Origin of the sequence: Streptococcus didelphis DSM 15616, assembly GCF_000380005.1 — a bacterium.
Taxonomy (GTDB): Bacteria; Bacillota; Bacilli; order Lactobacillales; family Streptococcaceae; genus Streptococcus; species Streptococcus didelphis.
Genome location: NZ_KB904196.1, coordinates 1 through 23,944 on the forward strand (window position 1 = coordinate 1; position 23,944 = coordinate 23,944).

25 protein-coding genes and 3 pseudogenes are annotated in these 23,944 nt (G+C 31.6%); 23 read left to right on the top strand and 5 right to left on the bottom strand.

Annotated features, from left to right (window positions below):
- Window positions 1–222 (top strand): integrase core domain-containing protein (locus A3GU_RS0106370; RefSeq protein ID WP_018366708.1); only part of this gene is annotated, 222 nt, incomplete at its 5' end.
- A 150-nt stretch (window positions 223–372) separates the two neighbouring features.
- Window positions 373–897, top strand: coding sequence for a TetR/AcrR family transcriptional regulator (locus A3GU_RS0106375; protein ID WP_018366709.1), 525 nt, complete (start codon window positions 373–375; stop codon window positions 895–897).
- Between the two features lie 99 nt (window positions 898–996).
- On the opposite strand, the gene A3GU_RS10055 is transcribed toward A3GU_RS0106375, so the two are convergent.
- Window positions 997–2,564, bottom strand: a protein-coding gene (locus A3GU_RS10055) for an IS3 family transposase (RefSeq protein WP_156812697.1) whose coding sequence is annotated in 2 segments (ribosomal slippage) — window positions 997–1,919 and window positions 1,919–2,564 — 1,569 coding nt in all. Because the reading frame shifts where the segments join, the coding sequence is not laid out codon by codon here.
- A gap of 453 nt (window positions 2,565–3,017) precedes the next feature.
- Here A3GU_RS10055 and A3GU_RS10230 point away from each other — a divergent pair.
- Window positions 3,018–3,185, top strand: coding sequence for a hypothetical protein (locus A3GU_RS10230; RefSeq protein WP_018366712.1), 168 nt, complete (start codon window positions 3,018–3,020; stop codon window positions 3,183–3,185).
- A 176-nt stretch (window positions 3,186–3,361) separates the two neighbouring features.
- Window positions 3,362–4,009 (top strand): CPBP family intramembrane glutamic endopeptidase, encoded by a 648-nt coding sequence (locus A3GU_RS09645; protein WP_018366713.1) that lies wholly within the window; start codon window positions 3,362–3,364, stop codon window positions 4,007–4,009.
- Window positions 4,010–4,114: 105 nt separating this feature from the next.
- On the opposite strand, the gene A3GU_RS10465 is transcribed toward A3GU_RS09645, so the two are convergent.
- Window positions 4,115–4,474, bottom strand: coding sequence for an IS3 family transposase (locus tag A3GU_RS10465; RefSeq protein ID WP_245537484.1), 360 nt, complete (start codon window positions 4,472–4,474; stop codon window positions 4,115–4,117).
- A gap of 68 nt (window positions 4,475–4,542) precedes the next feature.
- Window positions 4,543–4,833 (bottom strand): IS3 family transposase, encoded by a 291-nt coding sequence (locus A3GU_RS0106400; protein WP_018366714.1) that lies wholly within the window; start codon window positions 4,831–4,833, stop codon window positions 4,543–4,545.
- Between the two features lie 322 nt (window positions 4,834–5,155).
- Between A3GU_RS0106400 and A3GU_RS0106405 the strand changes: the two are divergent.
- The 15 genes and pseudogenes from A3GU_RS0106405 to A3GU_RS0106480 form a co-directional block, all read left to right on the top strand.
- Window positions 5,156–5,548, top strand: a pseudogene (locus A3GU_RS0106405) (antirestriction protein ArdA); the annotation flags it as partial.
- Between the two features lie 44 nt (window positions 5,549–5,592).
- A pseudogene (locus A3GU_RS0106410) lies at window positions 5,593–5,790 on the top strand (tyrosine-type recombinase/integrase); the annotation flags it as partial.
- Between the two features lie 133 nt (window positions 5,791–5,923).
- Entirely contained in the window at window positions 5,924–6,610 is a 687-nt protein-coding gene (locus tag A3GU_RS0106415) for a response regulator transcription factor (protein ID WP_018366717.1), read from the top strand.
- Window positions 6,607–7,977 carry a sensor histidine kinase gene (locus A3GU_RS10235; RefSeq protein WP_018366718.1) on the top strand — a complete coding sequence of 457 codons (1,371 nt, stop codon included), beginning with the start codon at window positions 6,607–6,609 and terminating at the stop codon, window positions 7,975–7,977. The genes A3GU_RS0106415 and A3GU_RS10235 overlap by 4 nt, the downstream gene beginning before the upstream one ends.
- Window positions 7,978–8,083: 106 nt before the next feature.
- Window positions 8,084–8,698, top strand: a complete 615-nt coding sequence (locus tag A3GU_RS0106425; RefSeq protein ID WP_018366719.1) for a hypothetical protein — start codon at window positions 8,084–8,086, stop codon at window positions 8,696–8,698.
- A gap of 51 nt (window positions 8,699–8,749) precedes the next feature.
- Entirely contained in the window at window positions 8,750–8,905 is a 156-nt protein-coding gene (locus A3GU_RS10240) for a DUF4298 domain-containing protein (RefSeq protein ID WP_018366720.1), read from the top strand.
- A gap of 169 nt (window positions 8,906–9,074) precedes the next feature.
- Entirely contained in the window at window positions 9,075–9,785 is a 711-nt protein-coding gene (locus A3GU_RS0106435) for a CPBP family intramembrane glutamic endopeptidase (RefSeq protein WP_018366721.1), read from the top strand.
- Between the two features lie 308 nt (window positions 9,786–10,093).
- Window positions 10,094–10,546: a hypothetical protein gene (locus A3GU_RS0106440; RefSeq protein ID WP_018366722.1), complete on the top strand. Its 453-nt coding sequence runs from the start codon at window positions 10,094–10,096 to the stop codon at window positions 10,544–10,546.
- Between the two features lie 187 nt (window positions 10,547–10,733).
- A pseudogene (locus A3GU_RS10620) lies at window positions 10,734–11,327 on the top strand (site-specific integrase).
- A 520-nt stretch (window positions 11,328–11,847) separates the two neighbouring features.
- A protein-coding gene (locus A3GU_RS0106455) for an IS3 family transposase (RefSeq protein WP_156812698.1) occupies window positions 11,848–12,953 on the top strand; the annotation gives its coding sequence in 2 pieces (ribosomal slippage) (window positions 11,848–12,124 and window positions 12,124–12,953; 1,107 coding nt in all).
- Between the two features lie 93 nt (window positions 12,954–13,046).
- Entirely contained in the window at window positions 13,047–13,415 is a 369-nt protein-coding gene (locus tag A3GU_RS10470; protein ID WP_018366727.1) for a tyrosine-type recombinase/integrase, read from the top strand.
- Window positions 13,416–13,829: 414 nt separating this feature from the next.
- A complete protein-coding gene (locus A3GU_RS0106465) occupies window positions 13,830–15,119 on the top strand; it encodes a radical SAM/SPASM domain-containing protein (RefSeq protein ID WP_018366728.1) in 1,290 nt (429 codons plus the stop codon).
- Between the two features lie 156 nt (window positions 15,120–15,275).
- Complete coding sequence (locus A3GU_RS0106470) at window positions 15,276–16,853, top strand: ATP-binding cassette domain-containing protein (protein WP_018366729.1); 1,578 nt, start codon at window positions 15,276–15,278, stop codon at window positions 16,851–16,853.
- Window positions 16,854–16,872: 19 nt separating this feature from the next.
- A complete protein-coding gene (locus tag A3GU_RS0106475) occupies window positions 16,873–17,211 on the top strand; it encodes a hypothetical protein (protein ID WP_003049402.1) in 339 nt (112 codons plus the stop codon).
- 2 nt (window positions 17,212–17,213) lie between these two features.
- Window positions 17,214–17,567, top strand: a complete 354-nt coding sequence (locus A3GU_RS0106480; protein WP_018366730.1) for a hypothetical protein — start codon at window positions 17,214–17,216, stop codon at window positions 17,565–17,567.
- Window positions 17,568–17,575: 8 nt separating this feature from the next.
- Here A3GU_RS0106480 and A3GU_RS10350 read toward each other — a convergent pair whose 3' ends face one another.
- Both A3GU_RS10350 and A3GU_RS0106490 read right to left on the bottom strand, forming a co-directional pair.
- The gene (locus A3GU_RS10350; RefSeq protein WP_018366731.1) at window positions 17,576–18,460 is read right to left on the bottom strand and encodes an ImmA/IrrE family metallo-endopeptidase; all 885 of its coding nucleotides are present in this window, start codon (window positions 18,458–18,460) and stop codon (window positions 17,576–17,578) included.
- Complete coding sequence (locus A3GU_RS0106490; RefSeq protein ID WP_018366732.1) at window positions 18,457–18,822, bottom strand: helix-turn-helix domain-containing protein; 366 nt, start codon at window positions 18,820–18,822, stop codon at window positions 18,457–18,459. The genes A3GU_RS10350 and A3GU_RS0106490 overlap by 4 nt, the downstream gene beginning before the upstream one ends.
- Before the next feature lie 1,130 nt (window positions 18,823–19,952).
- Between A3GU_RS0106490 and A3GU_RS0106500 the strand changes: the two genes are divergently transcribed.
- The 4 genes from A3GU_RS0106500 (at window position 19,953) to A3GU_RS0106520 (ending at window position 23,867) form a co-directional block, all read left to right on the top strand.
- On the top strand, window positions 19,953–20,387 hold the full coding sequence (locus A3GU_RS0106500) for a helix-turn-helix domain-containing protein (protein WP_018366734.1): 435 nt from the start codon (window positions 19,953–19,955) through the stop codon (window positions 20,385–20,387).
- Between the two features lie 154 nt (window positions 20,388–20,541).
- The gene (locus tag A3GU_RS09660) at window positions 20,542–21,066 is read left to right on the top strand and encodes a thioredoxin family protein (protein ID WP_051069445.1); all 525 of its coding nucleotides are present in this window, start codon (window positions 20,542–20,544) and stop codon (window positions 21,064–21,066) included.
- 33 nt (window positions 21,067–21,099) lie between these two features.
- Entirely contained in the window at window positions 21,100–21,492 is a 393-nt protein-coding gene (locus tag A3GU_RS0106515) for a hypothetical protein (RefSeq protein ID WP_018366737.1), read from the top strand.
- 92 nt (window positions 21,493–21,584) lie between these two features.
- A complete protein-coding gene (locus tag A3GU_RS0106520; protein ID WP_018366738.1) occupies window positions 21,585–23,867 on the top strand; it encodes a C39 family peptidase in 2,283 nt (760 codons plus the stop codon).
- Window positions 23,868–23,944: the final 77 nt, after the last annotated feature.

Genomic DNA, 23,944 nt, shown 5'->3' on the forward strand with positions numbered 1-23,944 from the left:
GGAATCACACGTTCGCTTAGTCAGGCTGGTTGTCCTTATGACAATGCCGTAGCTGAAAGTACGTATCGTGCTTTCAAAATTGAATTTGTTTATCAAGAAACTTTTCAATCGCTGGAAGAACTAGCTCTTAAGACTAAAGACTATGTTCATTGGTGGAATTACCACCGCATTCATGGTAGTCTCAACTATCAAACACCAATGACTAAAAGATTAATTGCCTAGAAAACACTTTATAAATGTTGTACAGAAAAGTGTTGCCTTTTCAAAATGTATTCTTTGAGTCTATTATCTATAAAATAATAGAAAGTTGCTAGAAACAATAATGAACATCTGTTCATTATTGAACAGAAAATAGAAAGTGTCCGTAAAAATATGAATAGACAGATTCAAAAAACCAAATCAGCAATTTATAATGCTTTTATTCAGTTATTACAAGAACATGATTACTCACAAATAACTGTTCAAGATATTATAAGTCTTGCGAATGTGGGAAGAACTACTTTTTATTCACACTATGAGAGTAAAGAAGTATTATTAAAAGAACTTTGTGAAGAACTATTTCATCATTTGTTTCAACAAAAAAGAAATATTACTTTAAAAGAATATCTAGTACATATCTTGAAACATTTTGAGCAAAACATAAATAGTATTGCTACATTATTATTATCTAATGATCCATACTTTTTATTACGTTTTAGAAGCGAATTAGAACATGATGTTTATCCCAAATTACGTCAAGATTACATAGTTAGTAAACAGCTATCAGAAGAATTTATAATGCAATTTGTTTTGTCTAGTTTTATTGAAACTGTAAAATGGTGGCTTCATCAAAGGCCAAAACAAAGACTATCAGCTGAGGAGTTATTGAATTCTTATTTAATTATGATAACGGGATAGGAAAAAATATATTTGAAATCATTATAAAAAAGGAAAAAAGAGGACCTAGGCACTTGAACAGCTCCCTGTCAAGTATACAGTCAAATAATAAAAGATAAGTTAAGCAACCTGATTCCTGAATTCTAGAGGAGTCAGGTTGTTTAATTTTGATTGATAACGTTGTGTGTTGTAGAATTCGATGTAACGTGCCACATCATTGACCAACTCATCATAAGTCTTGTATTTCTTAAGGTGGTAAGACTCTGTCTTGAAATGCCTAAAGAAACTTTCAATTGGTGAATTATCAATACATTTGCCAACTCGGGACATGGATAAAGTCAGACCAGCTTGTTGTATGATATAACGGTATTCTTTGGAAGTGTATAGGCTACCTCGGTCGCTATGGATAATCGGTGTGGCTCCTGGATTGAGCTCTAACCCCTTTTTAATGGTCTTCATAACAAGTGGAGTGTCATTGTTGTGACTAACCTCATAAGCGATAATAGAGCCATTATACAGGTCTTTAATCGCACTGAGATAAGCTTTAGCTCCCAGACCGTATTGAAGATAGGTGATATCCGTGCACCATTTCTGGTTAGGTGCTGTGGCTGTGAAATCACGATTAAGAATATTTTCTTCGAAAAATCTGTCACCAGCTTTCGTACAAGCATGTCTAACACGACGAATGACTGAGCTAATACCCAGAATGTGCATCAGTTGACGAACCCGTTTCTTGTTGTAATTTGTCCCAAGTTGACGATTAATAAATGTTGTCATACGGCGATAACCTAAGATACCATTGTAGAGTCTATGGAGTTCTTTGATCTTATCCATGAGCTTTCTATTTTCTTTCTCAGACTCTGTTTCTTGATGATTAAGCCACTTGTAATAGCCTGAACGGGACACCTTCAAGAGTTTGCATAAGGCCTGAATTGGCACATTAGGTTCCTCATCGTGATAATTCTTGATTGCTTGGAACTCCGCTAAATGTTTACCTAGTCTTACCGTCTGTTTCCTCGTTTGATGTCTTCTAACTTTTTTAGTAGACCAACCTCGATTTCTAAGAGACGATTATGTTCCTCCAATCGTTTAATTTTGAGGTGAAGTTGCTCAGCCTCGGTTAAATCAGGCTTACTCTCCAACCCTTTCCCACGTCTATCAACCAAACCTTGTGAGCCATTCTTCTCAAACTTATGCACCCAAGAATAAACTTGTTGGTAGGAAACACCAAACTTTTCAATAGCTGTTTGGTAGTCTTTCCCATGGGCAATGGTGTAGTTAACAATCTCTACACGTTCTTCAAATGTGGTTGGTCTTCCTTGTTTCATACGGCTATATCCTTTACTAGTGGCTTTCAAGTCTTCACCACTAGTATACCGTTTTATCCACATTTGGAGAACAGAGCGACTCGAAATATCATACCTTTTACAAATATCTCTAAGAGAGCCTTTTCTATCAAGGTAGTCTTGAATAGCCTGTTCCTTAGCTAATGTGGCATATTTCTTCCAAGTTCGACTTTCTTTAAGACCATCCACACCATCTTTCTCATACTTTATTTCCCAAGACTTGATAGTTGACTCACTTACTCCATACAGCTTACTGAGGTGTGAGGTGGACTTCTCATGGTTGAGCAATAATTGAACGACTTCTAATTTCTCTTCTACTAACTTTGGACTTCTTTTGGACATACGAAAACTCTCCTTATAATGTCTAGTGAATTTTTGTTCTTTCACTGTCCACTATATGGGGAGTACATCAACTCAATACTACTATAAAGAGAGAGTTTTTCATGTTTTAATAAATTAATTTATGCGTATAGAAAATTTAATAATAATATGATAAACTATCAAGAATTGAACAAAAAAATGAAAGTATCTAATTACAGATTTCTAGAGGGAAAGAGAGAATATATTTAAAAAAACTTAATAAGCTGGGATTTCTTCAGATGCAATCCAAGTATCGTGTGAAATTGGATAAATCTGGTAAAAGTTGGGTCAAGAAAATATTCGACCTTTTGGGATTACTCGATTTATTTAAGAAAGGAAATGAAGAATGTACTATAGATAATTATAACGTGGATTTTGTTATATCTAGAAATAATGCACTTAAGGGTGCATTTGGTATAGGGGTGTTAATTGTTGATGGGAGGTGTAACTATTGGAAATCAAAACACTTTTGCTGAGACAACCTCATCATTACCACTAGCTTCTGAAGTTGGGACGAACATTAACGAATTGGATTTTACATTTGTGGTAACTGGTTCAAAATATAGTAATACTACAAGTGCTAGTGAATCAGAGTTGGTTTAGCTTCTTTAAGTCTATCTATACTGGATACATAAAATTTAACTATTTTTTATTTTTTTGATATAATAGTTATTAAATATTGATTTAATATAATAAGTTATCAATCTATATAATAGAAAGATTACGAAATTTTAGATTAATAAGACTAGGTGCATTATACATATTATATGGAGGTAAATATGCCAAAAATTAAAACTATATTTAAAGAAGATTATTGTGTATATAATGGTCATCCAATAATGAGCTTTACATATGGAATTATATTATTTTCAGTTATGTCTTTTTTCTTAATCACTATAGATAGTTTTTCTAATAATAATCTTTTAATGATTTTAATGATTCTAATCCTAACTTTATTGTTTTTGTTTCTCAATAAATATACAAAAATAAAACTATTTAATTTTACCAAAATAAAAAGATCAGATATTTTTATTATTCTGACTTCTGTTGCTTTAATTTATTTATCTGATAATATAGTAAGTTTTTTTTATACTAAAGAGTTAGCAAATACAGAATCGTTAACTAACCATTTCGGAAACTACTCTTTACTTAAGCAAATTTTTATATTTTCTACATATTCCGTTATACTAGAAGAAATTATGTTTAGAGGAGCAATACTGAGATTAATTTTCAGGAATCATCTATTAATAGGAACTATTTTATCTAGTATTTTTTTTGCAAAACTTCACACACCTGCTAATATTATTGAATTTTTACTTTTTTTTAGCTCAAGTATTATTTTTAGTGTTGTTTATCTAAAAACAAGACGTTTAGAAATACCAATAATAATTCACTTCTTAATAAATTTAATCGGTACTTTATCCTAAAATCAAAGAAAATTTTCATATTAAAAAATAATATAAAAGGATATTACATAGTTACTTGAAATATATGGTCAAGTTTTGACAGAGGTAATTAATAAAAAATATGAATTAGAAGCATGGTATCTTTAAGAAATTTAAAACAAACCATAAAATGACAAGCGAAAAAGCCCTAAAACTGAATTGTCCCAGAAAAGTTAACTTGTTATTAGTCACATAATAAGGTTTCCCTAAACAAGGTTTCTTCTTAGGTCTTGTGCGACATAACCAGCCATTTTTCTTCATAATGCGATAGACTTTTTTTACATTCACAATAATCCCATACTCATTCATCAGTAAATCTCTGATAGTCCTATACCCATAGATAAATTTATTTTTAACACATAAATTCTCAATTTTCTCAATTAGGCTATCATGATGAGTAGGTTGGCTTATATCAGCTTTCCAACGATAGTAAGTAGAACGTGACACTTCAAAACAGTCAAGTATGAATTTAATAGGATAGTGATTTTTATAATGTTCTACGAGCTTGATAAGACTTATTTTGTCGATTTTCTCATCAAGCTTCGATACTTTTTTAAGAGCTCAATCTGGAGCTTCAATTGATCTACTTCGGATAACTGCTCCATACCTTTCCCATAGGTATATTGTTTGCCTACTGGTTGTAAGAAGCGATGAGTTTCTCCTTTTTGATACCAGCTCCACCAAGTATAAACCTGACTTTTATTTTTTATCCCAAGTGTATCCATAATAACTTTATTACTTTTACCTGCCTTTTTCATTTCGATACAGGCTAATTTTGTTTCGAACGCATATGCTTTTTTGACCATAATAAAACACTCCTGATTCTATTTTACTAGAATTCTCTAGGAGTGTTTTTCTTCTGTCTCATTTTATGGGGGTAGTGCCTATTTATGGTTTTTTATATTTGTTGAAACCAAGAGTAAACCTTTTCTCTCTACTAGTAATAAATTTTTACTCTTGGTTTGAGCAAATATGCTTAATATAGAAATAGAACAAATTAGAAAGGTATTGTAATAATAATAAAATATCAGGAAGGAGTAGAGTTTTGCAGAGAAAAAGCAAAGGAAGCTGTAATTGACAGGCGAACTATAAAAGTTATTAAGAAAACAATGTATGGAGAATCAAAAGCTTGGTTTTAGTGAGACTGATGATCTTGAATATGTGGTTGTAGATTCTTCGTGCAAATTTATTAAAGAATATGATTCTCTTGAAACATTGAATCAGTTTTATGAAGTTGTTGAATCAATTGATGAAAAAATCGTCATGGCTGTTCATGAAGTAACAGGTTATAATGTCAAAGATTTTTTGGATTATGATTTTAATTTTGAAGAATGTTCTATTTTACCAGATGTTAATACTAGACGTGAATTAGGTGAGTATTGGTTTAATGAACTTGGTACGGAAGGTGTTGGTAAGGAAAATATGGAATGTTATTTTGATTGTGAAGCTTATGGTCGTGATCTTGACATTGAATCAGAAGGTGGTTTTACTGATTATGGCTATGTAGAAATTAGAGGTTAATTTATGTTAAGAGCATATATTATTAATTCTCAAAGTAATAAAGGAGCATTGATTCTATAATGACTGCAACAGGTGCTAGACATACTTATGGAAGCTATTTATTAGCTAAAGGATTTGATATCTGGGTAGTTGCAAGATTGATGGGTCATAAGGATATTACACAGTTACTTGAAACTTATGGTCATGTTTTAACAGAAGTGATTAATAAAGAATATGAGACAGTTAGGAAACTTCTGTACTAAAACATGACCTAGTTAATATATTTTTATCAGGCAGATAACTAATTGCCACAAATTTTCCACAAATTAGTAAAGATTAATCTCTAAATATTTGATATATTTGATATTAATAAGAATCTTATAGAAGGAAAATAATATGGAAAAAATTTACTTTGCTGATGATGAAAAAAATATAAGGGATCTCTTAGTTCCATTTTTAGAACATGAAGGATTTGATGTTTTAACTTTTGATAATGGTAAAAGATTATATGAAGAATATTTATTAAATAAACCCGAATTAATTATTCTGGATGTTATGATGCCTGTAATGGATGGGTTTACAGTATTAAATAAAATTAGAGAAACAGATAAAAGTGTTCCAATTATTATGTTAACGGCTAAATCACTTGATTCAGATTTTATTTTAGCATTTGATCTAGGAACGGATGATTATTTTACGAAACCCTTTTCACCAATTAAATTAACTTTACATGTAAAGGCTTTATTAAATCGTTTAAGAAAAGATAAAAATGAATCACAAACTATATTTGAGTATGAAGATCTAATAGTAAATATGGATAAGAGAAGCGTTAGTTTATCAAATAGTACAATAGCTTTAACAAATACAGAATTTGATTTAATTGTTGTTCTGATTAGAAAACCAGAAGTTGCTCATTCTCGAGAGGATTTATTAAGTGAAATATGGGGTTTTGAGGATATCGAAAGTAGAGCAGTAGATGATACAATAAAGCGATTAAGAAAAAAAATTGCTCAATATGATACTTCGATAACAATTGATACGATTTGGGGATATGGATTTACTTTAGGTAAGGGAAAGAAATGAAGAAAAGTTTAATAAAAAATCTTGTTGTAAATTATAGTATTATATTAACCTTTGCATTTTGTTTAATATTTTTTATTACAAATTTTGCCATAAAAGATTATGTTAAGCAAACGACAAGAAATACCATGCAATCAAATTTTGTTATTATTGATAGTTTGTACAATAATAAAAAGATACCTGAGCCAAGTATGAATGGTCAAGATAGTGTTTATGTTTGGGCAGACTATTTCGTTTTTGATGGGTCGAATCATATAAAAACTTTCAGTGGAAAAAAAAAGCAGGTTGCCAAGGATATTTTTAAAGTAGTAAAAAAAAATAGAAGGAATTTTTTCCTGAAATATAAAAAAGATTATTTGATAACAGTTAATAATAAGACATATTATGTGATGTATAAATATTATCGTGGAAAGTTAGTTGATAATAATATAGTAAAAAGTAAGGGAAGACAATCTCAAATTTTTCACGTTATTAATTTCGCAGATGTTACAAATTCACAAAAATTAATGAATCAAATTAATACGTATTTATTATTAGTTTTAATAGTGATATATTTGTTCTTATTATTGATAATGAGTAGAGTATTTAAAAAAGTTCGAGTCTCCTTTTCAATAGTAGAAAATTATATATCTAGTCTGTGGAATAATAATACAGAAGTAGAACCTGTATTTGATAAACGGATTGAGTATTCAGAGTTTGACTCTCTACTTAAAGAAAGTCGCATAATGTATGCTCGTATCGAAAAGTTAGAGGAGACAGAGCGCCATTTCTTTCAAAATGCTTCACATGAGTTACGTACGCCACTTATGTCTATTCAGGGCTATGCAGAAGGGATTCAAGAAGGTATCTTTAGTTCTAAAGAAGGTACAGATATCATTTTACAAGAAAGTAAAAAGATGAAAGCATTAGTCGATGATATCATAACGATTTCTAGATTAGATAGTAATGTAACATATGATATGTCGTTGTTGAATATAGAAGATATTATTTTAATAGTTATTGACTATTATAGGCTTTATGCAAAAAATAAAGAGATAAACATCAACTTTATTTCTAAGGATAATAGTTTGCCAGTAACTGGAAATCAAGAATTAATTGAAAGAGTAATTAGTAATGTCTTATCGAATGCCTTAAGATATGCAAGGAGTTCGATTACAATCACACTTTCAGAAAACGTTATAGAAATAGAGAACGATGGTCAAATGATTAAATCAGATGAATTACCACATATTTTTGATCGTTTTTATAAAGGTACTAATGGTAATACTGGTATTGGTTTAGCAATGTGTAAAGAAATAATGAAGATGCATGATGGAGATATTTACGTTAAATCTACAGAATTAAAGACTACTTTCTTTATTATTTTTTAATGCCACAAATTTGCCATAATTTTACCGCAAAGTTTCGGGGATTGGTTGTTTAATAGAGTGTATACTTATTTTTAGAAAAATATTTAAAAATAAAAGGAGCTTTAAAATGAACACACTAAAACATACTAAAATTTATACTATCTTAACAGTATTAACACTTGCGACTGTCGCTGTGGTAAATGATAAAAATATATTTGCTGATCAACCTGTTAATAAGCAACAAACTAATCAAAAAGTAGATATAAAAGATATTGAGTCAAAATTGGCTTTAGGTGATAAAAAAGCTGAGCCTATATATAAAAAAATGGATAGTATTCATTTAAAAATTGAAGGAATAAAGAAAACAGATGTCGTTCCCGTAGAAAAAGAGTTAATAAAGAAACTAAATGATTTAGATGAAAACAACAGTGCCTTACTAGAAAAATTTAGAAATGAAACAAAAAATAAAGAATGGGAAAATACTAGTGAAGCAATAGAATTATTGTCAAAAACAGAATTAACAAAAAATGAAAAACAACAACTATTTGACTATTTTACAACAAATGAAAAATATCAAAAAAGTTTAGATAATATCTATAAGTCATTTGAAGAGAAGACTAAAGGATATAACAATCAACTTATCAAATTAACTACTCAAACTAATGATATCTACAAGAGTTATGGTATCACAGAGTCAACTTTGAAAGCTTATTATGCAATTAAAGGAATGACGGCAGACTAATTTAGTTTAATAATTAATAATATTATTTAATAAAAAATTAAAGGAACTCAAATGTCAAAACAAGAATTAAATGATCTGGAAGAAACATATCATAAAATAAAGAGAGTAATGAAAGAATTACGATCTAATTTAACGACTTTTGAAGAGTTACACTCAGATTATTCAAATTTTGTAGCATTTTATGATAGTAATGAATATATGATCTAATAGGTTCCTCATCGTGATAATTCTTGATTGCTTGGAACTCCGCTAAATGTTTACCTAGTCTTAGGAATTCCCTATTGGCAAATTAATGTTTTTTTGTTACAATCTGTCTATCAGTGCCTCTTGAGAGGTGATAATAAATTAGAATGCTTTAATGAATTGGGAGGTTTTAATGATTCAACAACTTTTTAAAAAGAGTAATAAGACTAAAAATATTGTCTGTATAACAGTTCTTTTTTCTCTCATATGGACAATATTAGCTCGTATTTTTTCATCACTTACGGGGGTAACATACAACACTTCATTTTTAAATAGCGTTAGTTCATTTCTGAGTGTTGCGGTACCGATGTTTATGACAGTTCTGTTATTCCTTTATTTTGTAAAACAAACAAAAGGACTTGTTTATATCAAGGAATTGTACTCAACAAAACATAAAGAAATTCAAAACCCATATCTTAAAATAATAGCCTCAATTATTGTGATTGCAATGCTACTATTCGCTTGTTACAATTTTTATACAAATATGGGGTCAATTATCAAAAACTGGAATAGCGATTCACTTCCTCGTATTCTTTCTTGTTTGATATCAGCTTTGTGTGTGGGAATGACAGAAGAGACTATTTTCCGTGGTTTTTCATTAAGAGAACTTCGCCAAAATAATAATGAATGGACATCTTTCATAGTTCAACAAATTTTGTTTGGCTTTTGGCATTTACCAAATGTCATCATAGGAGCTCCATTTCTCCAATCATGTTTTCAAGTATTGTTTGCAATAATTCTAGGTACAGGATTATACTTATCATTACGTGTCACACGTTCACTTAAGGGAGCAATTCTTTTCCATGCTTTCTGGGACTTCGTATTATTTATCGCAATTACTTAATCGTAAATAAATATTCAAATCTAAAAAAATCTGAGTTATATCCCCTAAAGTTAGATATAAAATCTAATTTTAGGGGATATTTTTTATAAATTTAAAATCACATCATCATCTTGATAAAGTTCATAATAAAATTTTACTCGTTGTACTAGTTAATAACAAAATATCTTAGTTTGTAAGTAAGTAGGATTTAGTTGTAATCCTATTCTTCCTCTAGCTCATACTTGCTTAATATTGAATAGTATACAAATCTAATATTTATGAATATTTTTAGTTGGTCTGTACCATAGAGATTACAAAGGAGTAAAGGTATGAAAAAGGTAGAAGTTTTAGTGCTATTAGTTTGTACAAGTCTATTGATGAATGCTTGTACAAATAAAAAGAAAGAAACAGGAATGAAGGTATCACGACAATCAAGTGTTGTCAAAATTGCTGATTCCTCTTCGAGTTCGGATAGTAAAGTTCGGTCTGATAATCAATTACAAGTGGCAGAAGATTTTATGCAAACTTATATTGAACAGTCAATTGATCTTGTGAAGTTGAAGGAAAAAGAAAAAGCCTTAAAAGGCTATAGAGGAGATTCGTCACTTGATTCAGCTATTCAATCAGTTTCATCATTACAAGTAGAAGTAGTTGAATATCAAAAGACGAAAGAGATACAAAATATGGCAAGTGTAACTCTTGTCGAGCGTGAGTTACAGAATGTGACTGTTTATCAAAATGGCGCTTTGCATTTTGTGGATGTATCAACAATTTATAAATGAATATGGTAGTCGTGTCTTGAGAAATCAAGTATCGAGACTGAATTCTGATGTTAGACAAGCTATTAATCAAGCTAGACGAGATGGAGTTATCTTGGTTGATTTTACTGAAGGAGTAAAGCTTGTTGGCGAGAAGTGCCGGAAACAACCTGAAGATAAATATATTCACAGTATGTCTGATTACGAACGAATGTTAGTTCATTTACGTTCAAAATTTGATTATTTAAAGTCTGTATCTTCCTATTTACTATATTTTTTATTTAAGACGGGAATGCGAGTTGGTGAAGCAATGGCGGTATGTTGGGAAGATATAGATTGGGAGAATAAGTTAATTTATACTTATAGGAGATATGCTGGTGAATTAAAAAGTTTTGGGAAGCCAAAAACGAAATGGTCTATTCGGTATGTTCCAGTGTCAGGTGATGTTTTAAATATTTTATCTTATTTAAAAAGAGTTCAAAAACAAGTGCTTTCTGAAAGAGGAATTATTAACCTAACAAATTAGGTGTTTTTTGATTATCGTTATGGTGTGCCTAGTAATAGTGCCTTGAATAGATATCTAAGAAGGTGTTTGAAAGAGTTGTCTATTGATAGTAGAATGACTGCAACTGGTACACGTCATACTTATGGAAGTTATTTATTAGCGAACGGTATTGATATCTGGGTTGTTTCTAAAATCTTCGGTCATAAAGATATTAAGCAGTTAACGGAAACTTATGGTCGCTTATTAAAAGAAAAGATGGAGCATGGGTTTGAACAAGTACGAGAACTTATGGCGGTTTAAGAAAAGTAAAGAAAAAAGCCAATAAGAACAAATTTAGAACAATTTAATTATAGATAATCGAAAAAGCCCGACAAATCAGGCTTTTCCTCATGTTCAACAATGCCCCCCTACAGTTTGAAATGTGTAAAAATAACTTGTAATAATTTACTAAACTACTATTAAATCAAAGTTTTTAAACATTATTAGTAGTCAGCTTTTTTAAAAAGTTGACCAAAGGTTGACCAATTTTAATTATTACTAAAAAATTTTACTATCTATACTATGAATTTTCCTTTTATTTTCATCTGCTGATTCGTTTTAATGATGTATTAAATCATAGAGCCGTTGTAAATTCACTATTGGTTTATCAATTTTTTTAAGTAGTGGTCTAACCAGATTTTTAATCTCTTTTGTTATGGTCTTCTGTTCTTCTAAATTTATTGGGTACTTTCCTATTCCTTTGTCATAAATACTTGAATAGGTTACACTAAACTAGACAGTCTTATAAAGTGTTCTACACTAAAGAAAATAGGAGAATATTATGTCTAGAAAAATACGTCGCCACTTCACCGATGACTTTAAGCAACAAATCGTTGACCTTTACAATGCAGGGATGAAACGAAGTGAGCTTATCAAAGAATATGAGTTAACCCCATCAACCTTCGATAAGTGGGTACGTCAGGAAAAAACAACTGGTTCCTTTAAAACTATTGATAATCTTACAGATGAGCAGCGTGAGCTGATTGAACTCCGAAAGCGTAATAAAGAACTCGAAATGCAATTAGATATCCTAAAGCAAGCGGCGGTGATTATGGCACGAAAAGAGAAGTAATCACTGCTAACAAAGACAAATATAGCATTTCAGCCATGTGTCGTTGGTTGAACATCCCTCGTTCTAGCTATTACTACAAGGCTGTTAAACCAGTCTCTGAAGCGGAACTTGAAGAAAATATTAAAGCTATTTTTCTCGAAAGTAAGGCCAGATACGGAGCTAGGAAAATCAAGAAATGTTTGGAAAATGAAGGCATCCAGCTGTCTCGTCGTCGGATTCGTCGCATCATGCACAGACTCGACTTAGTATCCGTTTATCAGAAAGCAGACTTCAAGCCATATTCAAAAGGGAAGAATGAGGCAACTATTCCTAATCACTTAGCCAGACAATTTCATCAAGAAAAGCCTCTAAAAGCTTTAGTGACAGACTTAACCTACGTTCGTGTCGGTAATAGCCGGGCTTATGTTTGCTTGATTATTGACCTCTTCAATCGTGAAATCATCGGTCTGTCAGTTGGTTGGCACAAGACCGCCGAATTGGTCAAACAAGCGATTCAGAGCATCCCTTACGCTCTGACCAAGGTCAAGATACTTCATTCAGATCGTGGGAGGGAGTTTGATAATACTTTGATTGATGACATGTTGGAGGCATTCGGAATCACCCGCTCTCTTAGCCAAGCAGGTTGTCCTTACGACAATGCCGTCGCTGAAAGTACCTATCGTGCTTTCAAAATGGAATTTGTCCACCAGGAAACTTTCCAGACGCTAGAAGAATTGGCCCTCAAAACTAAGGACTATATCCACTGGTGGAATCACCACCGCATTCACAGCTGCCTCAACTACCAAACACCGATGACCAAACGTTTAGTCATTTAGAAAAAGCGCTTTATAAAATCTGTACAGAAAAGTGTTGCCTTTTCATTAAATAATATTAGTAAACTAGATAAATGGTATTTTAAGTCCCAAAAAATGACTTTACAAGAAGTAGAATTTGTTAAAGAAAGTCTAGAGCAATTGTCACTTGAAGAATTACAAGGTATTAGTTCCTATATAATTTTAAGAGAGAGTGAAGATGTAGTAAAATCTGAACTTAAAATATTAATTGCCTTTTCAATAATTAGAGAATTAGGTATTACACCTATTATTATAGCTTACGGAGCAAGACATACTTACGGTAGTGTTAAAGTCCAAGAAGGAGTACCTTTAGAAGTATTAGCAAAATGGTTTGGTCACAAAGATACGTCTATGTTAAGAAGTATATATATACATTTATTGGACGAGACAAAAAATGAGTGGTTTGAAAGAGAAAAACTATCTGGTGGGCAAACTGATTTTTGACAAGCTAAAAAGCCCTATAAATAAGGCTTTTTTCGTTTTTGCACTATGCCCCCTACAGGTAGAAAAAGCATAATAAAGAAAATTTATAGACAAGAATAGCTAGTATTATCAAGGGATTTATCATTTTATGTTTTTAAAAATAAATATAGAAAGTATGACTTTTTAGAACAAATCTAGAACAAAAATGAAGTTATGAAAAAAAGATATACTTCTTTTTTAGAATATTCAATCTATTTGATCATTGTAAAAAAGAAGTATACATTTGGAACTCTAGTTATCTATGAACTGGTTGCACTTGACTTGACAACTTGCGAAATTAAATAATATTTCAAAAAATTAAAAATTATCTTGACACTAAAATGAAAGCGGATTATAATGTGAGTGTAATTATTGATGAGACAAAGAGGTGTTGCAATGAAGATGTCACCACGTATTATTAGCTATGATATTAGTGAAGGAACTGTATTTTTTAATACAAAAACCAATGACTCATTTTTAATAACTAATGAACTAATTAAAAAAGTAGATGAAGATGAAGAAACTGAAAAACAATATGAAAGTTATTTAGAACAACATAATTATTTTTTGGAAGAAGATGAAGTCGATAAATATTTAACTCAAATCTTGGAAGCAGATAAAGAAAGATTAGGACTAACAGTTTTAACTCATGGAGATTGTAATTTTAGATGTAAGTATTGCTATGAGCACTTTACCAATATTTCAATGTCTTTGGAAACAGAAAATGCCATTTTTAATTTTGTTGAAGAGAAAATTAAAACAGGACAATTCAAATATTTAACAGTAGCTTGGTTTGGTGGAGAGCCATTGCTAGGCTTTAAAACTATAGTTAGTTTGGGTAAAAGGTTAATTTCTTTATGTAATAAGTATAATGTTAATTATGATTCTTCACTTACGACAAATGGATTCTTGTTAGACAAAAAGAAATTTGTAACTCTAGTTACAGATTTAAGAGTTACTTCTTATCAGATTACTTTAGATGGAAATCAGGAAAGTCATGATTGTCAGAGGATTTCACGAACTGGAAAGGGGACATATGATAGAATTTTAAAAAATCTGATTGGTATGAGACAGACAAAATTAGATTTTGAATGCATTATAAGATTCAATATAACTAAAGAAAATTATCCCAATATATGTAGTTTTTTGAAACACGATGGATTGATTTTTAAAGAAGATGAAAGATTTTTACTTTTTTACCGTAATGTAGGAGATTGGGGGAAAGGAGATAGGGTAGAGGATTCTTTGACTTTAGTAAATCGTAGTACTGCTTTTGAACTTTCAAAACGAGCAGTAAAGGAGGGTTACTCTTTATTTGCCTCTAGATATAATACTAGTCATTTTTTTAGTTGTTATGCCAATAAGAAAAATCATTACGCTTTTAATGTCAATGGGATAGTTCAATCTTGTACAGTTGCTTTATATGATAAAAAAAATATTTTTGGTAATATCAATACTGGTTTTGTTAATCAAAATAAGATAGATAAATGGGTTATTAATGTTGATGATTCATGTTCAGACTGTCCATACTTGTTAATATGTAAATCAGGTAATTGTCCGATGGTTAAGCGAATAAATGGTGTTTCTTTCAAGAGGATTTGTGAATCAATGAAAAATACCATATATGAAAATCTAGCACTATTCGCCTTAGACGGACAGTATAATGATATATTAGATGTTGAATGAAAAGAGGTGATAATATATGGTAGTTAAAGAAAACAAAAAGTCTCACTCTAAACGTGACAGAAGTGTAAATGCAAAATGTGAACAAAATAATATTGCATGTCATTAAGAAATTAGGGAGGAGTGCTAGCCTCCTTTTTTTAAGATTGCGAGGAAACAATGAAATCAATCTTTAACTATCTTGATAAAAAAACTAAATGGCTAGTGATCACAGGAAGTTTAGCTAATAGTTTTGCTGCCTTAGGTCAACCCTTTGTTCTTTCAAAAGCATTGGATTTAAAGGAAAAAATCTTTGATTTTAACGTGATTCTTCAGTTCACGATTTACGGATTTTCAGTCTATATGACCTTGTATGCTTTAATGCTCTTTGCCAATCATACCACAAATGTTTTTCGTAGGGAAATTCATAAAAATATGAGATTGGCGCTCTTTAAAAAGTTACTTGTTAACAAGCGCTTCACAGATGATGAGAAAACCTCTATATTGACTCAAGATATGGAATACCTAGGAGATAATTATCTGATTTGCTTTGTGACTATGCTTACTTGGGGTATTTTATGTTTGGTTACAGCTTCTTATATTATCTTACAAGATTATGTGCTGGGAAGTATGTTTGTCTTGTTTAGTATTATACGCCCAATTCCCCAATTTATTCTAAGCCATAAACTAACAGATAATGGTGAAAAAATGAATACAGATAGGGGGCATCTTTATACTGTGGTGAGCGATAATATGAGAGGAAGTCAGACAATTATTAATAATCAGGTCGTAGGTGAAGCAATAGGTCACTTTCATCAGACCCATACAACTTATCAAGAATCCCTTCAAAAATATGCCTTTACACACAATATTATTTATTTTTTCAATGGCTTTATGCTTTTTTTGAGTCAAGTTGTACCTTTGGCTTTAGGTTTTTACTTTACTCTTCAAGGAAATGTTGTCAGTGTTGCAAAATTAATTGCGATGTATATCGCTTCTAATCAGTTAGTTAATCCGATTCAAACCATTATGTACAATGTTGCATCGATCCAAGGCTCAAAACCGCTAGCAGATAAGATATTTAGCATTCTAAATGAAGAAGAAATGGAAGGAACAGCTGTCTCTAAAGCTACCGTAGCTAATATTGAGCAACTTGTGGTAGCGGATGTGACTAAATCTTATGGTAGCAAAAAGCTTTTCTCACAATTAAGCTTCACTTGCAAAATGGGTGATAAGGTATTAATTAAGGGAGCCAGTGGATCTGGTAAGTCAACCTTATTTAGAGTCATCTCTCAACTTGACAGTCCTGACAATGGAGAAATTTTTGTTAAGACAAGAGATGGCTTAACCTTTAATAATTTTAGAGGTAATATTAGTCATATTACTCAAAGTCCATTTTTGTTTAATGATACTATCCGATATAACTTAGCCTTAGGTCAATCTTTCTCAGATGAGGAACTGCTAGAGGTCCTAGAAGCCGTTGGGTTAGTTGATGAAATGGATCATATCTTGGATGTTATGATTGTCGATAACGGGACTAACATTTCAGGTGGTCAGCGCGTTCGATTAGAGATTGCGAGATTTTTACTTAGAAAAAAAGATATCCTATTGGCAGATGAGGTTACAGCTTCTCTTGATGCTACTAATAGTCAAAAAGTCAGAGATATTCTGTTAAGCTTACCTATTTTAGTATTAGAAATTGCCCATTATGTGGATGATGATAGTCGTTATGACAAGACTATCTATTTAACTAAATAAGTTAGTAGGAATACTTTAAATGAATGATATTGAGATATATTCTATTTTAGTTTCTCGTATTGAATATTCTGATGGTACAGGTTTAAAGGTTCGTCCTGCTGTAGTAGTCAAATTTAATGATGAAGTAATAAAAACTTTAAGATTAACTACTAAATATGAAAATGAGTCTGACAATATAAGAAGTCAGTATTTAGAAGTTATTGATTGGGCAAAAGCAAATTTAAAAAGGCGTTCTTGGATTGATACAATTCAGTATTATGATTTAGAAGATAAGGGATTCAATATTAAAATTATTGGTAAGTTAAGCGATAGAGATATTGAAAGATTAAAAGATTTTCTTAGGGAAAGAGAAATTTAGTTATGAAAAAGAAATTAGTTGGTTTAATTGTTCTAGCTATATCTACAGTATTTTTAGTTGCTTGTTCGACTAATTCGTTAAATGGAAAGTATTATAAAGTATATGATGGTGAAAAAACATTAGTTTTAGAAATTAATGGTAAAGATGCTTATATAAATTTAGATGGTAAAAAGGTTATTACAAAAATTGATAAGGAATCAAAAATTATCTTTTATGAAGACTATGGTGTTAGAACTTTAAAATATGAGATTTCAAGAGATGGAGAATTTTCATATTTTGGAGATATTGCTGGGAAAGATATTCTTTATAAAGAAGGCAGCAAGAGTTTAGAAAAAGCACTAAGAGATAAAGAATAAAGTTAGGACTATTTTCCTAACTTATTTTTTTTATTTAAAAAATGAACTTCAAAATGTAAAGTCTTAACCTTGCTCAATACCTGACTTTTAGTTAAATAAGTTGTATCCCAACAATAAAAAATGTTTTTACCAAAATCAAAATAAGAATCAAAAAGAAGATTAGGATTGCTCTGTCTTAATTTTTCTTGGAAAGTGTTATCTGATAAATCATCGAATTCAAGCGAGGAAATCAGATAGTTTTTATTTAATTGATGAAATGCTTTCTCAAAAATGTTTGGGGTTATTTGTTCATATTCAAAAATAATATTATGTTTGACATCATAAAGAGCCAAATTCATGTCTTGATTTTTGTTTCCTTGAAAGTCACTAACGATTGTACTTATTTCTTTATTGTTCAAATTGGAATGATCTTTAAGTAGATGGAAGAGTCTTATTTCTAAACACTCTTTTGAAATTTCTAAATCAATGGTTATTTCTTTAAATAGTTTATTTTCGTAAACAATTTTATAAAGTATAACAATATCTGGGGCTAATATAAAGCCAGCAAAATAATTAGCCTCATGTTCTTGGTTTGTATTTTCGTTATTTTCTGTGAAAATATGACCTTCATGATTAAGTAGAATATGTCCTAATTCATGACATTTTGTAAAATTTTGTCTTGTTTTAGGATGTTCTTTTTGGTAGAAGATACTGGGAAAATCATTTCTATTAATAATTGAAAACCCAGAAATACTTTGATGTAGTTTCGATTCGACAGTTATGATATTAAACTTTTCGCAGAAATGCTCAAAAAAAGAATGATAATTATAGTATTTACTTTTAATATCATTCAATTTCATATATGTATAAACCAGTTCTTTAGCGGTTTGAATTGCGTAAGTATAAGGTGTCACTGATTACCTTTCTTATTCTTTCTTTCATCAATGATTTTTTGTCGTTCAGCTAAAACTCTCTTTAAATCCTGTTCAAGTTCAATTTTTTCTTCATCAGTTAAGTTATCAGAAGTCTTTCTAAAGAGGATTTCAAAGTCAGATAAATTTATTTCGTCAGGATTCTTAATATTGGTATTACCTAATAGATAATCAGTTGAGACGTTGAAGAAATTGGCGAGTGTTTTAAGTTTTTCTGGTGATGGTTCAAACTTACCTCTTTCCCAGTCTCCATACGCAGGTTGAGAGATATTAAGTTCTTTTGCTATCTCTACTTGAGTTAGTTTAAAACTTTTACGTAGTTCTTTAAGTCTTTCATTAAGCATAATAACTCCTTAAAAAAATATATTAATATTTTTGAAAAAAGTGTTGACAGAAATATAAGTTTAACTTATAATATAAATATAAGCTTAGCTTATAAACTCTTTCAAAAAAGTGTAGTCGTATTTCATAAATAATCAAAAAGTTACACTGATTTGAGACAAGAGTTACTTTAAGATCATTGATAATAGAATAAAAAGTGCGTCAGACAACTCAGAACTTGAGATGAATAACACACCTTAATAAAATTTAAGCACCTTTATTATAGCGTGAAATTCTTCAAAAGTAAAGCTTGGTTTCAATTACGATACCAGAGGTAATGTCTGACAACTTTTGAAGTTTGAATTTTGCTTGTTTAAGCAAAAAAGCTAGATAGCTATTCCTACCTAGCTTAGTTTTACTATAAAAATTGATGCAAAATAATTGCGGTCATGATTATAGTAATTACTGTGTGTTCAACTAAGCAATGAAAGTATAATCCAAGTAATTGGAAAAATGCTTTCATGATAGCGAACATCACTTCGGTGATAATTTCTATCATACCCTACCTCCTTATTAGACTAACTCTGAAGAGTCAATTCTGTTCAAAGTTTGCTTTCAAGTAGATCTAATAGGAGATGGGCATGATGTAGAATCACCATATATATTTTATCATTCTAGTGATGACTAAACAAGTAAAGTTCAGACCTCAAAAGCACACTAAGGTTTATGTTAGTTAGCCTGTGTTGAACAAAAAACTAAAACTGCTACTCTGCAAGGGGTGTTGACAATGATTACTGAAAACGTGGTGAGGCGGATTAGGTATGGTATTGTGGGCGGTGTGTTAGACTTTGTCTAGCTAAGGGATAAGGTGGACTTATTCGACTGAGTAGCTCATGTTGAGAAACATAGTGAAAGGAGTGTGCGAAGATACGAGCATGCAATTTAAATTGAAATATAGTGAGAATATTTTTTTCTATGTCGACTTCTTTCATAAGTCGACTTTTTTGTTAAAAAATAAAAATAGAAATATAGTTTAGGTATTATGGGGTATCGTCCTTTCTCTAAGCTATATTTTTTTATTTTTGGAAAGGGTATTAAGCATAGTATCTTTTTTAAAGGTAAAAATTTAGAATGATTGAAAGGGAGCTGAATAATGATTGATGTATCAAAAAAACTAAAACAACTAAGAATTGATGGAGGAATTGCTAAGTCGCGGTTGGTCACTTATTTATCGATAACTTTAAGAACTTATGACAGATATGAAGATGGTAGTCGTACTCCTGATTTAGTAACGTTAATGAAATTATCGGATTTTTATCAATGCTCGCTTGATGAATTGGTTAAAGGGAACACAAAGGATACGCTTGTTGATAGGGCATTGATTGTTTCGTATAGAGATCTTAAAGATAAGGGTTTAAATGATAAATTGGCTCATGGTCTAGTGAAGCAGGTCTATGATACTTATGAATTTGAGAAGATTCCTCAAATATCTGATGCTAATAGAATTAAGTTTATCTATAAAGAAGATTTGGTTACTTTACTTGAAAGTATCGTGTCAAAAATACAAGAGGAGAAGAAATGTGACTAGCTAAAAGACGGAGGTAATGAATGGTAGTTTATGAATTTATTAAACAAAAGATTTTGTGTTATCAGCTAACCAGGTTGTTACGAATAGGTACTGTAATGATAACTGGACTCTCCTATAGTTTAGATAACTGGAAAAAGTGGAGGGGGATTGAAATATGGAGCATCGATTGAGTATGCACTATTTTCAAGTGAAAAAAGAAATTTTTGGGGTATTATTATTGAGTCCCGTTATTTTATTGATTATGTGGGGCTATGTTTCTAGCAATCAAGATGATGGTCGACTAACGCAAAAGCAATACTATGAAACAGTGGTCAACCAAACGGTTAATTTAGTGTTTTATAAAAAGTCATGTCCCTATTGCAAAGTAGCTAAAAAAGAAATTGCTACTCAAGCTAAGGATAGTCAAGTTATTACTTATTATATTGATACTAGTACGGGAGAAGGACAAAAATTGGTTAAAAAATACCATGTTAAGTACGCACCTACAATAGTATCAATTAGAAAAGGAAATATTCAATCATTTTTGTATGCTCGAGATAGAGGCAACAACATTATAGTAGAAAAAGAAAAGATAAAAGAAGTATTTAAAGCTATGACTTTATGTGTCATAGCTTTTTTATATTTGTTGAAAACAAGGGTAAAATACAGTAAATCTCCATTCTTGATTCTCCATTTTTAAACCGAAAAGATTTTACTCTTGTTTTGAGCAAGTATGCTTAATAATTTATTTATAGAAAAGAAAGGTATTATGATGTCTAGGAAAGGAGTACAAGAATACGATGTAACAAATGTATCTGAAAGAAGTATAAAGATAATTAAGAAAGCTATGTACGATGAAGGAACAGGTTTTAAGCCAATTCATTTTTATGGAATAGCTATCTGCGAAGGGACTAGAGAATTTTATAGACCTACTTATCCATTTGTTAGAAGTGAAGAAGATTTAGATAGCTTAAAAGATTTTATTAACTTATATGAGACAGATTTGTTAACTTTTTATACACATGGTCATAATTATGACTTTGGCTGTTTTATTTATGGTATAGGAAATGACGGAAAAGATAAGTTCCGTGATAGATGGTTTAAAGAAGGAGTCATCTTCTATTGAATTTTAAAATAATTTAAAAAAAGATGAACCAAGGTAACATTAAAGTAGTATAATAATTTTAATAAAGGAAGTTATAGGAAGGGTAACTACTTATGAAACAAACAAAAGTATTAACAGGAATCGCAGTCGCAGCTTTATCTACAGGCACAGGTCTTGTGCAGGCAGATGATTTATCAAATACAAGACCAGCTAAAGCAGATGAAGTTGTGACACATACTGAAGTGACAGAAAATCAAGTAGCTAATGTCAAAGCAAAAGCTGATGAGGCAACTCAAGCCGTTAAGAATCAAGAAGCTAAGGTTAAGGCTATTGAGGTAGAAAAATCTCAAGCCCAACAATCTTTAGTTGATGCGACAATAGCAGTTAATGATGCCGAAAAACTAGCCAGTGAAGCAACGCCAGAAGGTCTAACAAAAGCCCAAGAAGAGGCTGAGGCTAGTCAAAACGCTGTTACTGATGCACAAGCACAACTTGAAGCAGTTCAAGAGGCTGAATCAAAAGCCCAAACAGCAGTTGACCATCAAAAAGAAACAGTTGTCAAAGCGTCTCAAGCAGTTGTTGAGAAAGAAGCTGCAGTGACAAGTGCTACTCAAGCTGTTGATCATGCTAAGGCAGCTTTCACGACAACTAATCAAGCCGTTGATGTCAGTGCAGCGGAAGAAAAAGTGTTAGAGGCTCAAGAAGCGGTTACGAAAGCAGAAACACAAGTTTCTCAGGCTCAGGAAGCAGATGCAAAACATGAGTCTGATGTGAGTCATGCTAAAGAAGAGCTTGACCTTAAGTCACAAGAGTTAGCAGAAAAACAAACAACTCTAGAACAAGTCATGGCTGCGATTGAAGCAGAGCGTCTGACCAAACCTGTTGAAAATGGCACTTACTTTAACCAAAGAGATAACGAGTGGCAAAAAGCTTATGGTAATCAAACCTTTGCAGCAACTGGTTGTGTACCTAGTGCTTTGGCTATGGTTTTTTCAGAGCTGGCTAAAAGAGAGGTGACACCGACTGAGATTGCTGATTACTTATGGCATAACACAGATGAGTTTAATAAACATTATGGAGGCACGAGCGGTAAAGGACTTGTAGCTGCTACTAATCATTATGACTTTGCTTCAACACATTTAGATAGTCAATCAACTATTATTGCAGCTTTACAAGCAGGTCATCATGTTTTGGCCGCAGTACAGAATAATAAATTTAGTCCTTGGGGACCACAATATAGTCATGAAATTGTCTTGCGTGGGTACTCAAATGGAAATACTTATGTCTACGATCCATATGAAAAAGCAAATATTGGTTGGTATCCTGTAGCTAACCTTTGGAATGAACAAAGTCGTGATGCTATTGACACAGCAGAGGTTGGAGTACCTTTCTTTAAAATAACAACTCAAAAAATGGCACAACTCGAAATGGCAAAAGCAGTAGCTAATGAAGGCTTAGATGAAGCTAAGCAAGCTGTTAAACAAGCAGAAGCGAATGTAGAAGCCTTAGAACAAGTTGTTGCTCAAACCTCACAAGCCAAAGAACAATTAGCTGCAGCTAAGGCTAACTTAGTCACAGCCAAAGATATGTTGGATAAGGCTAAACAAACGGCTAAATTAGCAGAACAAGACCTAGAAACGAAAACAGCTAATCTTAAGCAAGCTCAAGAACATCTAACCCTTAAACAAGATGACCTAGCTAAAGCTCAAACGGAGCTAGCAGCTCAAGAGAAAAGCTTAGAACAGTTAACTCAAGTGCTTTCAGTAGCTCAAGAAAATCTTGGCCGTGCGACAAAAGCAGTTGAACAGGCTAAGGCTGATCTTACCCAAAAACAGGCTTATGTGACGAATCTTAAGCAAGTGACAAAACTGAGACAAGACAGTCAAGACAAAGTAAACCAAGCTAAGGCGGTTCTCAGTGAAGCAAGTGCTCGTTTAGAACAAGAACTTGAGACCTTAAAAACCTTGCAAGCCAAAGAGGCTGACCTAACAGCACAGTATCAAGCCATCTTTAAAGCCTATCAAGCTGTTTTAGCTGCGAAACACCACTCACAATTGGCTGAAAGCAAAGCTAAGCTTGAAGCTAAGGGAGAAGAAGCTGTTCCTGTGGTCAATGAAGTAGGACATGTAACGGATTATGTTTCTGGGACAATACAGTTTGCTGATGGTGTAGCAGTGAGAACAGAAGAAACATCATCAAAGACAATGAACACTTCTCTTGTTAGTGTACAACCGATGGTCAAGCAAGGTCATCAAAAGGTTCTTGATACTGTCGCTACTTCACAAAGTAGCCTTCCTCAGACAGGTGAGCAAGTTATCTCTGTTTTGAGCTTAGTAGGTTTGAATCTTTTAAGCTTAAGTAGTTTTTTAGGGCTTAGGAAGCAAGAGGAAAAGTAACAAAATATAGAACGAGAGGTCATTCTTTAAAGAATGGCTTTTTGATTGGAGTCATGATGAAAATAATTTTTAATTGG

Coding starts and splice junctions, on each gene's coding strand:
- A3GU_RS0106375 (WP_018366709.1), top strand. CDS start 373: ATGAATAGACAGATTCAAAAAACCAAATCAGCAATTTATAATGCTTTT.
- A3GU_RS10230 (WP_018366712.1), top strand. CDS start 3,018: ATGGGAGGTGTAACTATTGGAAATCAAAACACTTTTGCTGAGACAACC.
- A3GU_RS09645 (WP_018366713.1), top strand. CDS start 3,362: ATGCCAAAAATTAAAACTATATTTAAAGAAGATTATTGTGTATATAAT.
- A3GU_RS0106400 (WP_018366714.1), bottom strand. CDS start 4,833: ATGGTCAAAAAAGCATATGCGTTCGAAACAAAATTAGCCTGTATCGAA.
- A3GU_RS0106415 (WP_018366717.1), top strand. CDS start 5,924: ATGGAAAAAATTTACTTTGCTGATGATGAAAAAAATATAAGGGATCTC.
- A3GU_RS10235 (WP_018366718.1), top strand. CDS start 6,607: ATGAAGAAAAGTTTAATAAAAAATCTTGTTGTAAATTATAGTATTATA.
- A3GU_RS0106425 (WP_018366719.1), top strand. CDS start 8,084: ATGAACACACTAAAACATACTAAAATTTATACTATCTTAACAGTATTA.
- A3GU_RS10240 (WP_018366720.1), top strand. CDS start 8,750: ATGTCAAAACAAGAATTAAATGATCTGGAAGAAACATATCATAAAATA.
- A3GU_RS0106435 (WP_018366721.1), top strand. CDS start 9,075: ATGATTCAACAACTTTTTAAAAAGAGTAATAAGACTAAAAATATTGTC.
- A3GU_RS0106440 (WP_018366722.1), top strand. CDS start 10,094: ATGAAAAAGGTAGAAGTTTTAGTGCTATTAGTTTGTACAAGTCTATTG.
- A3GU_RS10470 (WP_018366727.1), top strand. CDS start 13,047: ATGACTTTACAAGAAGTAGAATTTGTTAAAGAAAGTCTAGAGCAATTG.
- A3GU_RS0106465 (WP_018366728.1), top strand. CDS start 13,830: ATGAAGATGTCACCACGTATTATTAGCTATGATATTAGTGAAGGAACT.
- A3GU_RS0106470 (WP_018366729.1), top strand. CDS start 15,276: ATGAAATCAATCTTTAACTATCTTGATAAAAAAACTAAATGGCTAGTG.
- A3GU_RS0106475 (WP_003049402.1), top strand. CDS start 16,873: ATGAATGATATTGAGATATATTCTATTTTAGTTTCTCGTATTGAATAT.
- A3GU_RS0106480 (WP_018366730.1), top strand. CDS start 17,214: ATGAAAAAGAAATTAGTTGGTTTAATTGTTCTAGCTATATCTACAGTA.
- A3GU_RS0106490 (WP_018366732.1), bottom strand. CDS start 18,822: ATGCTTAATGAAAGACTTAAAGAACTACGTAAAAGTTTTAAACTAACT.
- A3GU_RS0106500 (WP_018366734.1), top strand. CDS start 19,953: ATGATTGATGTATCAAAAAAACTAAAACAACTAAGAATTGATGGAGGA.
- A3GU_RS09660 (WP_051069445.1), top strand. CDS start 20,542: ATGGAGCATCGATTGAGTATGCACTATTTTCAAGTGAAAAAAGAAATT.
- A3GU_RS0106515 (WP_018366737.1), top strand. CDS start 21,100: ATGCTTAATAATTTATTTATAGAAAAGAAAGGTATTATGATGTCTAGG.
- A3GU_RS0106520 (WP_018366738.1), top strand. CDS start 21,585: ATGAAACAAACAAAAGTATTAACAGGAATCGCAGTCGCAGCTTTATCT.